Source organism: Gymnodinialimonas ulvae, from assembly GCF_037543845.1.
GTDB lineage: Bacteria > Pseudomonadota > Alphaproteobacteria > Rhodobacterales > Rhodobacteraceae > Gymnodinialimonas > Gymnodinialimonas ulvae.
This window is the reverse complement of sequence record NZ_JBBIFX010000001.1, coordinates 1,782,239-1,796,043: the sequence shown is the minus strand read 5'-3', so window position 1 is coordinate 1,796,043 and position 13,805 is coordinate 1,782,239. Positions and strand designations below refer to the sequence as shown.

General features: G+C 63.3%; 10 protein-coding genes. 3 read left to right on the top strand and 7 right to left on the bottom strand.

The genetic code is table 11. From position 1 onward, the window contains the following. Positions 1 to 78: 78 nt before the first annotated feature. Positions 79 to 1,074 (bottom strand): D-xylose ABC transporter substrate-binding protein, encoded by a 996-nt coding sequence (gene xylF, locus V8J83_RS08655; RefSeq protein WP_439649778.1) that lies wholly within the window; start codon positions 1,072 to 1,074, stop codon positions 79 to 81. A 238-nt stretch (positions 1,075 to 1,312) separates the two neighbouring features. Here xylF and V8J83_RS08650 point away from each other — a divergent pair, with 238 nt between their 5' ends. Both V8J83_RS08650 and V8J83_RS08645 read left to right on the top strand, forming a co-directional pair. After that, positions 1,313 to 2,503: an ROK family transcriptional regulator gene (locus V8J83_RS08650; protein WP_339985462.1), complete on the top strand. Its 1,191-nt coding sequence runs from the start codon at positions 1,313 to 1,315 to the stop codon at positions 2,501 to 2,503. Then, the gene (locus tag V8J83_RS08645) at positions 2,493 to 4,031 is read left to right on the top strand and encodes a CRTAC1 family protein (RefSeq protein ID WP_339985460.1); all 1,539 of its coding nucleotides are present in this window, start codon (positions 2,493 to 2,495) and stop codon (positions 4,029 to 4,031) included. Before V8J83_RS08650 ends, V8J83_RS08645 begins: the two co-directional genes overlap by 11 nt. Here V8J83_RS08645 and V8J83_RS08640 read toward each other — a convergent pair. From V8J83_RS08640 to V8J83_RS08620, 5 genes are all read right to left on the bottom strand, one after another. Further along, positions 3,997 to 5,379: a cytochrome-c peroxidase gene (locus V8J83_RS08640; RefSeq protein WP_339985458.1), complete on the bottom strand. Its 1,383-nt coding sequence runs from the start codon at positions 5,377 to 5,379 to the stop codon at positions 3,997 to 3,999. The two genes, V8J83_RS08645 and V8J83_RS08640, sit on opposite strands and share 35 nt — an antisense overlap. After that, positions 5,376 to 6,827, bottom strand: coding sequence for a xylulokinase (xylB, locus tag V8J83_RS08635; protein WP_339985456.1), 1,452 nt, complete (start codon positions 6,825 to 6,827; stop codon positions 5,376 to 5,378). Before xylB ends, V8J83_RS08640 begins: the two co-directional genes overlap by 4 nt. Positions 6,828 to 6,928: 101 nt before the next feature. After that, positions 6,929 to 8,578, bottom strand: a complete 1,650-nt coding sequence (locus V8J83_RS08630) for a sulfatase-like hydrolase/transferase (protein WP_339985454.1) — start codon at positions 8,576 to 8,578, stop codon at positions 6,929 to 6,931. After that, complete coding sequence (locus V8J83_RS08625) at positions 8,575 to 9,084, bottom strand: MarR family winged helix-turn-helix transcriptional regulator (RefSeq protein WP_339985451.1); 510 nt, start codon at positions 9,082 to 9,084, stop codon at positions 8,575 to 8,577. Before V8J83_RS08625 ends, V8J83_RS08630 begins: the two co-directional genes overlap by 4 nt. A gap of 235 nt (positions 9,085 to 9,319) precedes the next feature. Next, a complete protein-coding gene (locus V8J83_RS08620; protein ID WP_339985449.1) occupies positions 9,320 to 11,368 on the bottom strand; it encodes a bifunctional sulfate adenylyltransferase/adenylylsulfate kinase in 2,049 nt (682 codons plus the stop codon). A gap of 225 nt (positions 11,369 to 11,593) precedes the next feature. Between V8J83_RS08620 and V8J83_RS08615 the strand changes: the two genes are divergently transcribed. Next, positions 11,594 to 12,649, top strand: coding sequence for a hypothetical protein (locus tag V8J83_RS08615; RefSeq protein WP_339985447.1), 1,056 nt, complete (start codon positions 11,594 to 11,596; stop codon positions 12,647 to 12,649). A 33-nt stretch (positions 12,650 to 12,682) separates the two neighbouring features. Here V8J83_RS08615 and trxB read toward each other — a convergent pair whose 3' ends face one another. Continuing rightward, the gene (trxB, locus tag V8J83_RS08610; protein ID WP_339985445.1) at positions 12,683 to 13,678 is read right to left on the bottom strand and encodes a thioredoxin-disulfide reductase; all 996 of its coding nucleotides are present in this window, start codon (positions 13,676 to 13,678) and stop codon (positions 12,683 to 12,685) included. Positions 13,679 to 13,805: the final 127 nt, after the last annotated feature.

Below are 13,805 nucleotides of genomic sequence, written 5' to 3'. Positions count from 1 at the left end.
CGAATTCTGTCGCAAAAGAAAGGCGCCCCACCCCTGCCGAGATGGGGCGCCCGTTCAGTTTAGCACCAATCGGGAGGATCAGTTACAAGGTGCCGGGCCGTCCGTGACGCCTTGGCAAAGCGCGTCCTGCTCGATCCAGCCTGCATCGACCACCGTGGTGAGGTTGTCGGCGGTGATCGGCACCGGCTCCAGGAACATGGCGGTCATCGTGGTGCCGCCGGGCGAGGTCCATTCCTGCGCGCCGTCGATGTCACCCATCGCGCTGCCACCGGCCAGAGCCACGGCAATCTCTGCCGCTGCTGCACCCAGATCGCGGGCATCTTTCCAGACGGAAACCGTCTGCGTGCCGAGTGCAACGCGGTTCAGCGCGGCATGATCGCCGTCCTGACCCGACACCGGGATCCCGTCCATGCCCTGTGCCGCGAGCGCCGCGACAACACCACCGGCCGTGCCGTCGTTGGAGGCAACGACTGCGTCCACTTCGTTGTCCACCGCGGTCAGGATCTGCTCCATGTTGCGCTGTGCGTTGGCGGGCAGCCAGCCATCGGTATAGGCCTCACCCACGATGGTGATCGCGCCACTTGCAACGGCGTCTGCCAGGATCTCGTCCTGACCGCCGCGCAGGAAGTCTGCGTTCGGGTCGGTGGGCGAGCCCATGATCATGACGTAGTTGCCTTCGGGCTGTGCGGCGAAGACTTCACGTGCCTGCATCCGGCCCACTTCGACGTTGTCGAACGTCAGGTAGAACGCGCGATCGTCCTCGATCAGGCGGTCATAGGCGACAACCGGAATACCTTCGTCGGCGGCCAGCTGTACGGCGGGTCCGATCGCAGCGGCGTCTTGCGCCAGGATGATCAGGGCATCAACACCCTGCGCGATCAGGCTTTCCACATCCGAAAGCTGCCGCGAGGCCGAGGATTGCGCGTCCGCCGAAAGGTAGCCCGCGCCCGCGCTTTCCAGCGCTGCAACCATGGCCGCCTCGTCCGTCTGCCAGCGCTCTTCCTGGAAATTTGACCAGCTCACGCCAACGGTGATGTCTTGTGCGAATATCGCGGTGGTCGCCATCAGCGACATGGCACCAGCGGCCACGAATGATTTGATAGTCATGTAATCCTCCCATGTGTTTTGCGCTGGCCTTTTTGGCGTTCGCCCTGACGGGCCATGCGCTACCGGGAGTTGTACCATATTTTTTTCGTGGCACAAATTAAATATCCTGCCTATCGTTGCCTAAGGAGATTGCCCTTTAGAAGCCACGGAAATACGCGGGCACTCTAAATCGGATCAGACGGCGGAAGCGGAGGATGTGTTCACCATGTTGGACCAGAGGGAAAGCGGCCGGCACCAGGTGTTCGAGGCGATTCGTAACGCGGGTCAGATCGCCCGGATCGACATCGCCCAACGCACCTCGATCAGCCCCGCGACCGTGACCGCCATCACGTCCGAATTGCTGTCTGCCGGTCTCATCGACGAGTTGCATCCTGACCCGATCCCGGGTGGGGCCAAGCGGGGCCGCCCGCGTGTGGCCCTTGGCGTGCGCGGCACCGCCTTCCTGATTGCGGGAATGAAAATTGCCGATGCCAAGGCCACCATCGTCTTGCTCGACTTCGTGGGGGAGACCGTTGGCGAGTTCTCCCACCCGCTTCCCAACGGCCGGATGGAGCCAGGCGAATTGGCCGTCCTCGTGCGCGATGTGCTGCAAAGTGCCTGCGAGACCATTGGCCGCGGTGTCGATGAGGTTGCGGGCCTTGGCCTCGGCATGGCAGGCCTGATCGATGCCGAACGCAACTTCGTCTATTGGTCCCCCAGCCTCAAACCGCGCAACGTCGAGCTTGGCGCGGTGCTGGCCAAGACGCTTCCGATGCCGGTCTTCGTCGACAATGACGCCAACCTCGTGGCCAAGGCCGAACAGCATTTCGGCGAAGGGCAGGGGGAGACCGATTTCATCGTCATCACCATCGAACAGGGTGTCGGGATGGGCATCGTGCTGGACAACAAGATCTACCGCGGCGAACGCGGTTGCGGCGCGGAACTGGCCCACACCAAGGTGCAACTCGAAGGCGCGCTCTGCCGCTGTGGTCAACGCGGCTGCCTCGAAGCCTATGTCGGCGATTATGCCTTGTTGCGCGAGGCCGCCGTCTACGGGCAAGACATCCCCCACGACAGCGTCGCCACCCTTTACGCACACGCCAAATCCGGTGATCCCACCGCGCAACGCATTTTCGAACGCGCGGGCCGGATGCTGGCCATGGGGCTTGTAAACATCATCAACATCTTCGATCCAAAGCTGTTGATCCTGTCCGGTCAACAGGCCTCGCTCGATGTGTTCGACGCCGAACGGCTGCGCAACTGGGTCAAGTCCAGTGTGGTGCAGGTCGATGCGCCCTTGCCGGAGATCCGGCTGCACAATTGGGGCGATCTGATGTGGGCCAAAGGGGCCGCGGCCTATGCGATAGAGGCCGTAACCCGTCAGAAAATCCAGGCCCTGTCGCGCGATGCGGCATGACATCCTTGCCATAACCTGCGCTCTGGCGCTGCCCGCGCAGGCCGAGCCGATTTTCGCCCCGCGCGACATTGCCCCCCACAGCTACACCGGCGGATGGGAATTCTTCGTCGGCGGAGGCTTGTCGAGCTTTGATTGCAACGGCGATGGCTTGCCCGAGCTTTTTGCCGCCGGGGGTGAGGAACCCGCGCAGCTGTTCCTGAACCAAAGTGACGACACCCTCCGCTTCGACCCCGTCGAAAGCGCCCTCGCGCTCAGCGGGGTGACCGGCAGCTACCCCCTCGATATCGACAGCGATGGTCATATGGACCTCGTCGTGTTGCGCGTTGGGCAGAACCGCATCTTCCGCGGCGCCGGCGCGTGCCGTTTCGCGGAATGGCAGGGCCTCACGCTTCCCGATGACGACAGCTGGACCACCGCCTTCTCCGCCACATGGGAAGCCGGTCAAATCCTGCCCACGCTGGCCTTCGGCAATTATGTCGACCGCGCCAATTCCGATGGCCCCTTCGGCACCTGCGCGGCCAATGCGCTCTACCGCCCGACCGGGGACACCTACGGCGCTCCGATTGAATTGATCCCCGGTTTCTGTGCCCTCTCGATGCTGTTCTCCGATTGGGCGCGGCAGGGGCGGGCCGATCTGCGCGTATCAAACGACCGCCATTACTACGTCCGCGACGGGGCCGAGCAATTGTGGGCGATGGACGGCACCCCCCGCCTCTACACCGAGGCCGACGGCTGGATGCGCCATCAGCTTTGGGGGATGGGCATCGCGTCGCAGGATATCGACGGCGATGGCTGGCCCGAGGTCTACCTGACCTCCATGGGCGACCAACGCCTGCAAGCGCGCGACCTGGCGGCGGATGGTCCGACCTATCTCGATGCGCCGTTTGATCAGGGCGCGACCGCCCACCGCCCCTATACCGGCGACGACGGGCGGCCTTCGACCGGCTGGCACCCGGCCTTTGGCGACACCGACAATGACGGCCTCATTGACCTGTTCGTGACCAAAGGCAATGTCGAACAGATGCCCGGAAGTGCGATGGACGATCCCAATAACCTTCTGCTGGGTCAGCCTGACGCCACCTTTGTCGAAGGTGGCTTGCGGGCCGGCATCGCCACGATGGCGCGTTCGCGCGGAGCGGTTCTGAGCGATCTGAACGGCGACGGTTTGCTCGACATTGCCGTGGTGAACCGTGGGGCCCCGATGGAGCTTTATCAAAACATCACGCCCGATGCGGGGGGCTATCTCTCCATCGATCTTCTGCAACCCGGCCCCAACCCGCGGGCGGTCGGGGCCATCGTCGATCTACGGGTCGGTGACCGGCTGTGGTCGCAGGAGCGCACCATCGGCGGTGGCCATGCCGGGGGAAGTGCCGGGCCGCTGCACTTCGGGCTTGGAGAGGTGCAGAGAGTGCAGATCACCGTGCATTGGCCCGATGGCACCCGCACACAGCACGAGGATATCCCTACAAATCAGGGCGTCACCCTGACCCGCCCTAACGCGCCACCTCCAGGCCGCTGGGAACCGTAGCCGGAATGCCATACCGCCCCAAAAGCGAAGTCTCATCGCTCAGCGCCCCCAAAAACGCGATCAGGTCCGCAATCTGCGCATCGCTCAACGTCTGCGGCTCCAACACATTTGCCGCCGCGATATCGGCCACCGCCTGCGCGTCGTCCATCACCCGCCAATCCGCCGCCCCCGGCAGGTCAGGCAGGATGACCTGCGACCGATCGTAGGCGTAAAGGGACGCGACCGGATCAAGGTGATGGCGGATCACATTCTCAAGCGTGGCATAGGCCCCCGAATGCCCATAGGGTGCCGTCTGCGCCACATTGCGCAGCGATGGCGTGCGGAACGCAAAGGCATCCGCCGGATCGCCCGTCACCCGCATCCGCCCGACATCAAGCGCATGATCCTCAAACCGCGCGGCCTTGCCCGGCCCAAGTTGCGGCATGGCGATGGCGTGAAACGCGTGGTCGGTCTGAAACTGCCCGGCATGGCACGACGCGCATCCCGCCGCGCCGTAGAACAGCTCCATCCCCCGCATCTGCGCGGGCTCAAGCGTGCCGTCACCCCGCACATACCGGTCAAAGGGGCTATCGTCGGCGCGCCATTCCACGGCGATGAAGTCTGCCAGAAGGTCCGATATGTCGGTGAAACTGACCTGATGTCCGGCCCCGTAAATCGCCTCGATCTGTGTACGGTACTCCGTCACCGCGTCGACCCGTGCCGCGATCTGTTCCCATGCGCCGCCGTCGAGCGAAAGATGCCCCAACCGCACCGATTGCGAGATCGGGTTTTCCGAATAATGCCCCGCCATTTCATCTGCTGACAGCACCGGGAACATCGCCTGCGCCGACAGGACCGAGGCAAAGCCCTCCGCCATGGCATCGCCCAGAGGCGTGCGAATCCCGTTGGGCCGCGTCGCGTCGGTCTCCAACCGCCCATCGTGGAACATCACGTCGAATTCTTCGGCGCCGAGGTTGAACAGCGCCGGCGAATGGCGCGGGATGCGTTGCTCCGGCAGGTTCTCTGCATCGACCCGCCGCTCCGGACCCAGCCCGATGCCGCCATCCCCCAACCCCAGCGACAGCCCGTCCGAGGTTGCAAAGCGCGGGTGGTGACAGGTGGCGCAAGACACGCCCTCGTTGCCCGAAAGGATCGGATCGTAGAACAGCAGCTGCCCCAGCGTGACACGTTCAGGCGCGATGTCGGCGAATTCGGCCATATCAAACCGCAATAGGTCCCCCGGATCGGCGAGCAGCGGGAGCGGCACGGTCATGACGGCCGCAAAGCCACCGCGCTTTATGAACTGCCGTGCCAATCCGGGAGCCATGCGCCAAACCCCTCGTTTGACGTCTGTGTTGAAACGGCTCATGTCAGCGCCGCCTTTATATTTGGATAGAGCGCCCGATATCTTCCATAAGATTGTTCATACGCACCGCGCAACGTGGCGTCCGGCGCGATCTGCTCGGCGATCTCAGGCTGCGTCATCGTCTCCGCCACGCTCCGCCCGTCGCCCATCATCGCCAGACGCACCGCGCCCAAAGCCGCGCCCAATTCGCCTTCCGCCGGACGCTGAAGCGGCACGTTCAGGATGCTTGCCAGCGCGTGCAGCCAGTAGCGCGACTGCGTGCCGCCGCCCACGGCCAGCAGGTGATCGACCTGCGCACCGGTTCCGCGCAATGCCTCAAGCGAGTCACGTAACGCAAAGCCCACCCCTTCCATAACTGCCGCCGTCAAATCCGCCCGGTCCTGCGCGATATCAAGGCCCACGAACGCGCCCCGAACCTCCGCATCATTATGCGGCGTTCGCTCCCCCGACAGATACGGCAGGAACAGCGTTGCGCTCGGCCCCTCTGGTCGCTCCGGCAGACGCCCGGCCAAATGCCCCGTCGCTTCGTCGACCAAACGGCCCAACCAATTCAACGCATCCGTCGCCGCCAGGATAACCCCCATCTGATACCACCGCTCTGGCAGCGCATGGCAAAACGTGTGGACCGCCGTGGTCGGGTCCGGCAAGCATCTGTCGCGCGCCGCAAGGATCACGCCCGACGTGCCAAGCGACACGAAACCCTGCCCCTCCTGCACGCATCCCGACCCGCAGGCCGCCGCCGCATTGTCGGCCCCGCCGCCCACAACGACCGCTGTTGCAGGCAGGCCGAAGTCTTCGCAAATCGCCTTGCGCAGGCGTCCCGACACCTCCGAGCCTTCCACAAGGCGCGGCATCTGATCGCTGCGCATTCCGCTGGCAGACAACAGCGCCTCGGACCACGTCCGCCCGGCCACATCACACCACGCCGTGCCCGCGGCATCCGAGAGATCAGTGGCGTGCTCGCCGGTCAGGTAGAGCCGAAGGTAATCCTTTGGCAACAGCACCTTGGCAACCCGCGCAAAAAGCTCCGGCTCATGCCGCGCCATCCAGATCAGCTTCGGCGCCGTGAACCCGGGAAACGCGATATTCCCCGACAGTGCATGCACCTCTGGCACCGCGTCGAACGCCGCGGCTTCTTCCGCTGAGCGGGTGTCATTCCACAGGATGCAGGGCCGCAGCACCGCATCATCGCGGTCCAACACCACCGCGCCATGCATCTGCCCCGACAGGCCAATCGCGCGCACCTGGCCAAGCGCCGTCGCGCGACGTGTCTTCAACGTGCCCAACGCCTCCCGCAACCCGTCCACCCAGGCGCGGGGGTCCTGCTCGCTCCAACCCTTGTGGGGGGTCTGCACCGAAAACGCGGCCTCCGCCGTATCGATCGTCCGGCCCGCATCATCGGTCAACAGCGCGCGCAACCCCGACGTGCCCAGATCCAGTCCGAGATACATGTGCCTCCCCCTCAGCCGTTCACGGCCATTTATTTTGTGTCGCGAAATAATCTTGGGAAAGCGCGCCGCGAGTCAAGCGCCTTGTCGCCGACCCGGCACCGTCACGGGCGGCCCTGCGGTGTCAGATCCTCGAACCGCATGCCGGTATGCGCCTCGAATTCGGCCTCATCCCAGAACCCGATCAGAATCCCCTGCTGAGCGGCCATCTTTTGCCCGGCCAGAACCGCAGGCGTGGCGGTGATGCGGGTGTGGTGCTGCGTGGCCCAAGTCAAAAGGGCGGCCTCCATCCGCGCGCGCACCTCCCGATGCTCCGCCGCCTCCGACCGGCCCAAATCGACATACTCGGCCGGGTCCGTCTCCAAATCGAACAGGATCGGGTCAAACCCTTCGCAGCGCATGTATTTCCAGCGTCCATCGAAGATCATGACCGTGCGCGCATCCTCCTGCGCCACGCCAAGGGTATCGGCCATTTCGGACCAGTGATAATCGTATTCGCTGATCACATAGCGCCGGTTCACGCCGCCCGTGCCGTGCAGGATCGGGGTCAGGTCGCGCCCCTCGATCACGTGTGGTTTCGCCTTGGCTCCCAGCGCAGCCATGAAGGTCGGGGCAAGGTCAATCATTTCCACCAGATCGTCGCAAACGACCCCCCGCGTGCCCTCCGCTTGCGGGCGCGGATCGGCAAGGATCATCGGTACTTTCACCGCCATCTCGTGGTAGAAATCCTTCTCGCCCATCCAATGATCGCCAAGGTAATCGCCATGGTCCGACGTCATAGCGATGATCGTGTTTTCGCTCAGCCCGGTCGCGTCCATCCACGCGAAAAGCCGCCCCAGATTGTCGTCGAGCTGCTTGATCAGGCCCATGTAGGCCGGGATCACGGTCTCGCGCACTTCGTCGCGGGCGAAGGTCTGGCACACACGGCCGTCGCGATACGCCCGCAACAACGGATGCTCCCCATCGCGCTCCGCATCGGACCGGATCGGGTCCGCAATATGCCCCGCGTCATACATGTCGTGATACGGCGCGGGCACGATGTAGGGCCAATGCGGCTTGATATAACTCAGGTGGCAAAGCCAAGGGCGCCCATCCGCGCGCGCCTCGTCCATGAAGGCCATCGCGCGGTTCGTCATATAGGCGGTTTCGGAATGCTCTTCGGGTACATTTGCGGGCAAGCGGGAGTTCTTCAACAACCACGCCGACATCAGATCGCCGTTGGCATCCAGCCCGGAATTCGCGAAGTCTTCCCACGGATTATCGCTCTCGTAGCCATGCGCCACGAGGTAGTCGTCATAGGCTGACCAGCCCTGCCGCACGCTGTCTGGATGCAGCCCGTCGTCGCGTTCGAACGGCTCGAACCCACATTCCGCACGGCGCACGCCGATCTCGCTTTCGGGATCAATCCCAAGCCAGGCCATCCCTTCCAGGTCGGCGCGCATATGGGTCTTGCCGACCAGTACCGCGCGCGCGCCCGCTTCGCGCAGGTGGTCGCCAAGCGTCGGCTCACCGACCCGCAACGGCATCCCGTTCCAGGTCGAGCCATGGCTGCGCATGTAGCGCCCGGTATAGGCCGACATCCGCGACGGGCCGCAGACCGGTGATTGCACATAGGCATTGGTAAAGCGCACTCCGCGGGCGGCCAGCCCATCGATATGGGGCGTGTGCAGATGCGGGTGGCCATAACAGCTCAGGTAATCGAACCGAAGCTGGTCGGCCATGATCCAAAGCACGTTGGGGCGGACGTTGTTCATGTCGCGTCTTCCTGCGACAGAAGCGCATCAATTGGGATGTCGAGATAAGCGTCGAGCCGGTCGAAAGACTGGATCATCTGCGTCAGTCCCTCGGGCGTTAACGCCTCCGACAGGGCGGCGCGGCGGCGTTGCATGATAGGAGCTGCGGCGGCAAATGCCGCCGTGCCCGCAGGCAGGACCTCGATCAGGGTTTCGCGTCGGTCGCCGGTATGGCTGAGCACTTGCACAAAGCCTTTCTCGCGCATCCCCGGCAGCGCGCGCGAGATCAGCGCATGATCGGTGCGCTGGATCTGCGCCATGTCCTGCACGCTCAACGGCCCGGCTTCGCACAGATCCCAGAGGATGCGCCATTCCGCGATACTCAGCCCGCCCGCCTGCGCCAGAAGGCGCTGCGACTGGCGGCGCGACGCACTCGCTGTCGCCTGCAAGCGACCGAAAGGGTTATCTTGGTGCTGCGCCTTGCGGGCTGCAACCCGCTGCGCCCGTGTTGGTGCTCCATGATCCATTTTCGTCTCCCATTGCGTCGGGTAATAGAAGCGCACAACAAGTTCCGTGACAAGTCACATATTGTCTGCATCCGTGATCCTGCCGCAAACAGGAAGGGGCGGCCCGCAGTCGCGCGCCGCCCCTGTCGTGTTTATCCGTCCCGGGTCCTGGCCAGAGTGGAAAATCGGAATTTGATTTAAAATCAGCGCCTTAATGGCTTGTGCACGCGTGCACAAACCGCGCCAACCCCCAAAATCACGCCGCGATCAGGCCCATGCTTTCCAGCTTCAGAAGCACTTGCTGCGCGCAATAATCCACGTCCACGCTCTCGGTATCGACCACCAGCTCGGCGGCCGTCGGCGCTTCGTAGGGGTCCGAGATCCCGGTGAATTCCTTGATCTTGCCTTCCCGCGCAAGCTTGTAGAGCCCCTTGCGGTCCCGGCGTTCGCATTCCTCGACGCTGGTGGCCACGTGCACCTCCACGAAGGCGCCGAACTGCTCGATCTCTTCGCGCACCGCGCGCCGCGTCGCGGTGTAAGGCGCGATCGGCGCGCAGATCGCGATGCCGCCGTTCTTGGTGATTTCCGAGGCCACATAACCGATGCGCCGGATGTTGAGGTCGCGGTGCTCTTTCGAGAAGCCCAACTCGCTCGACAGGTTCTTACGCACCAGATCACCGTCCAGCAACGTCACCGGACGCCCGCCCTGTTCCATCAGCTTGACCATGATCGCGTTGGCAATCGTCGATTTGCCCGACCCGCTCAGCCCGGTGAAGAACACCGTGAAGCCCTGCTTCGAACGCGGCGGCGAGGTGCGGCGCAATTCCTGGACCACTTCCGGGAACGAGAACCATTCCGGGATCTCCAACCCTTCGCGCAGACGACGGCGCAATTCCGTGCCCGAGATGTTCAGGATGGTGACATTGTCGCGATCCGCGATCTCGTCATTGGGTTCGTATTGTGCGCGTTCCTGCACGTAGACCATGTGTTTGAAATCGACCATCTCGATGCCGATTTCTTCCTGGTGCTCGCGGAACAGATCCTGCGCGTCATAGGCACCGTAAAAATCCTCCCCGGCCGAATTCTTGCCCGGCCCCGCGTGGTCACGACCCACGATCATATGCGTGCAGCCATGGTTGCGCCGGATCAGACCGTGCCAGACCGCCTCGCGCGGACCGGCCATACGCATCGCCAGGTTCAGCAAGGACATCGTCGTGGTCGCCGCCGGATACTTGTCGAGCACGGCCTCATAGCAGCGCACGCGGGTGAAGTGATCGACGTCGCCCGGCTTCGTCATGCCGACAACCGGATGGATCAGAAGGTTGGCCTGCGCCTCCTTCGCGGCACGGAACGTCAGCTCCTGGTGCGCGCGGTGCAGAGGGTTGCGCGTCTGGAATGCCACCACACGACGCCAGCCAAGCTTGCGGAAATAGGCGCGCAGCTCGTTCGGTGTGTCGCGACGGGCGCGGAAATCATAATGCACGGGCTGCTGAATGCCGGTGATCGCGCCGCCCAGGTAGATCGGCCCTGCAACGTTGTGCAGGTAATTGACAGCCGGATGTGCCAGATCGTCGGCACCGTAAACCTTTTCGGCCTCGCGCGCTTTGTCGGGCGACCATTTGTCCGAGATCGACAGGATCGCAAGGATCACGCCCTCGGCGTCGCGCAGCGCAATGTCCTGGCCAGCGTCAACGGTCTCGGCAAAGCCTTCGGAGACGTCGAGCGTGATCGGCATCGGCCACAGCGCGCCATCGGCAGTGCGCATGTTCTCGACCACGCCATCGTAGTCGTCCTTGCCCATGAAGCCTTTGAGCGGGTTGAAGCCACCGTTCATCAGCAGCTCCAGATCGCAAACCTGACGCGGGGTCAGATCCCAGCTGGGAAGCTCAGCAGCCTCCATCTTCAGTTTCTGGGCGCTGTCATAGGAGACATAGAGCTCCGGGATCGGAGCGTGGAGTGGCATGGCCATGGTTTCGGTCCTTTTCGTGGGGGAAAGAGTGGCGCCCGTGCCGGTCAATTCCGCGTGCAGGGCATTATATTCGTCGCGTTTGCGGGCCAGGAACGTGTCGACCAGGCGCGCCTTTTCCGCCGCCCCTTTCGGGGTGAGGGCATAGGCGACCTTCTGGCGACGGTCGGTGCTGTCCCGGTCGATGATCTGAACCAACCCGTTCTGCGTAGCGGCGCGCAGGGCCGTGTTCAGGCCGCCGAGGCTGATGCCAAGCGCCTGCGCCGTCGCGCGCTGCGACGCCTGCGGCGCGGCATCGATCTGGCGCAGCAGCCGGAACAGCAAATCTGTGTCGGTCATCAACATCGGGTCGGGAATCAGTCATTCATCAGTTTGTTCACGGATGAACGCATATGGGATATCAGTCCTAATGAAAAGAGGTTTGTTCAAGATTGAACAATTTGTTTCTATGGTGGAAATCTTCCGATATCCTCAGGTTCAAACGCGCCCTGCGTCTTTCGTCGAAACCGGGCATTTTCATGGACGCCCAATGGTTTCTTAACGCCCTTGCGCCAGAACATACCCATGATCGACGAACTTGTCTTGCATATCGGCATGCCGAAAACCGGCACCACCTCTATTCAGCGCGCGCTGAATGCCGTGAAAACCGGGGAGGATTGGACCTATCTGGACCTCAACCCGCCGCATTCCGCGAATCCGGTGGTTCTCCGTGCCCATGGACGTATCGCGCCGGTCGCGATCCACGCCGGTCCGCTTGAGGCGCAATCCCCGATGGATGCGCGAAATCACATCACCGATGCGCTGTACGCGGTTCGAACCCCCCGCGCGATCCTGTCGGCAGAGGCGATGTTGCGGCTTCCCGCAGCGGCGGTGACCAGCCTTCTGGACCATCTCAATCGGCATGCGCGCTCAATCTCTGCGGTAGCCTTCATTCGCCCGCCATTGTCCTTCGTCACTTCTTATGTGCAGCAATTCTACAAGACGGGGCATGCACCGATCGCGGATGTTCTTCGCCGGGCCACGCGCCCTTATTCTGCCGACATTGCCATGTGGGACCAGGCGCTTGGGGCGGAAAACGTGCGCCTTTTCCCGTTTGAGCGCGATGCGTTGGCGGGCGGATCGGTGGTGCAGCATTTTGCCGAGGCGCTGGACCTTGGGCCGCTCCCGGAGCAGGGGCGCGATGCCAATATAAGCCTGTGTGACGAAGCAACGCGCCTCTTGGTGCAATACCGCCGCAAATACCCGGCGCGTCACCCCGGCGACGGACGCATTCTGGCCTGCCTGTCCACTCTAGAAGGCGCGCCATTTCGGATGCATCCCGACCTGCTAGCGGGCGCACTGGACATGGCGCGCGCGACCGGACCTTGGGCACAGGCCAGGATGGGCTGGACGTTCGAAGAGCCTGAGCCGCACGCAACGCCGCGTGCCCTGCGTGGTGACACCGATTTCGATGATATCCTACCCGAGACCCGCGATTGGCTCGTGGCGCAATCCGGTCAGGCCAAGCGGGCCCTGCGCACCGGGCCTGACGCTTACGCCGATGCTGTCCGCAGCTTTGGTCAGCAGCAACGCGTACCAACCGCCCTTGCCCGTTTCGCTAAGAGACTTCGGCGGGCTTAGGCGGCCCGAGAAGGAAAAGCCGTCTGCAGGCTGCTATTCGGCGGCATCCACCGGGGCGGCGTAGGCACCTGCTTCAGCCGTGTCTTCACCTTCCATCTCGGCTAGGAATTTCTCCGCATCCAGCGCGGCCATGCAGCCCATGCCGGCGCTGGTCACGGCCTGCCGGTACACATGGTCCGTCAGATCGCCCGCCGCAAACACGCCGGGAATGGAGGTCTTTGTCGTACCTGCCTGCACCTTCACATAGCCGCCGTTGTGCATCTCGAGCTGATCCTTGACCAACTCCGTCGCCGGGGCGTGCCCGATGGCCACAAAAAAGCCTTTGCACGGGATTTCAGTGATTTCGCCGGTTTGCACATGTTTGGCGCGGATGCCTTCGACCCCGCGCGGCTCGCTCGCTCCGACGACCTCTTCGATTTCATGGTTCCACAAAACCTCGATCTTTGGGTTCTTGAAGAGCCGGTCCTGCATGATTTTCTCTGCCCTCAGGCTATCACGTCGATGGATCAAGGTGACCTTGCTCGCGAAATTCGTCAGGAACAGCGCCTCTTCCACGGCGGTGTTGCCGCCGCCAACCACCACGATTTCCTGTCCGCGATAAAAGAAGCCGTCACAGGTGGCGCAGGCGCTCACACCGAAGCCCTTGAAATGCTCCTCTGATGGTAGCCCGAGCCATTTAGCCTGGGCGCCGGTCGCCAGGATCACGGCATCGGCGGTATAGGTCGTTCCGCTGTCCCCTTGGGCGGTGAACGGACGTGTCGACAGGTCCAGCGCGCTGATATGGTCGCCGATGATCTCTGTGCCCATTTCCTTGGCATGCGCCTCCATACGAACCATGAGATCCGGCCCCATGACCGAGGCGTCGCCGGGCCAGTTTTCCACATCCGTGGTGATGGTCAGCTGCCCGCCGGGCTGGATACCCTGCACCAGGATCGGCTCCAGCATCGCGCGGCTGGCATAGACGCCGGCGGTGTAGCCCGCAGGCCCCGAGCCGATGATCAAAAGGCGGGTATGGCGTTTGTCGGTCATGGGTTTCTCCCCCGGGGTGGCAGCATCCGTCCGTCGGATATACGCCCGCCGCTTGGCGGAGGAAAGACCTGCCCACACACGGATGCGTTGGGTTATCTTGGTGCTGGCAAGGCAGCCCTTCTTTGCA

Excerpts from the sequence above, each read along its gene's own strand:
- xylF (WP_439649778.1), bottom strand. The coding sequence starts at position 1,074 with ATGTCGCTGATGGCGACCACCGCGATATTCGCACAAGACATCACCGTT.
- V8J83_RS08650 (WP_339985462.1), top strand. The coding sequence starts at position 1,313 with ATGTTGGACCAGAGGGAAAGCGGCCGGCACCAGGTGTTCGAGGCGATT.
- V8J83_RS08645 (WP_339985460.1), top strand. The coding sequence starts at position 2,493 with ATGCGGCATGACATCCTTGCCATAACCTGCGCTCTGGCGCTGCCCGCG.
- V8J83_RS08640 (WP_339985458.1), bottom strand. The coding sequence starts at position 5,379 with ATGAGCCGTTTCAACACAGACGTCAAACGAGGGGTTTGGCGCATGGCT.
- xylB (WP_339985456.1), bottom strand. The coding sequence starts at position 6,827 with ATGTATCTCGGACTGGATCTGGGCACGTCGGGGTTGCGCGCGCTGTTG.
- V8J83_RS08630 (WP_339985454.1), bottom strand. The coding sequence starts at position 8,578 with ATGAACAACGTCCGCCCCAACGTGCTTTGGATCATGGCCGACCAGCTT.
- V8J83_RS08625 (WP_339985451.1), bottom strand. The coding sequence starts at position 9,084 with ATGGATCATGGAGCACCAACACGGGCGCAGCGGGTTGCAGCCCGCAAG.
- V8J83_RS08620 (WP_339985449.1), bottom strand. The coding sequence starts at position 11,368 with ATGACCGACACAGATTTGCTGTTCCGGCTGCTGCGCCAGATCGATGCC.
- V8J83_RS08615 (WP_339985447.1), top strand. The coding sequence starts at position 11,594 with ATGATCGACGAACTTGTCTTGCATATCGGCATGCCGAAAACCGGCACC.
- trxB (WP_339985445.1), bottom strand. The coding sequence starts at position 13,678 with ATGACCGACAAACGCCATACCCGCCTTTTGATCATCGGCTCGGGGCCT.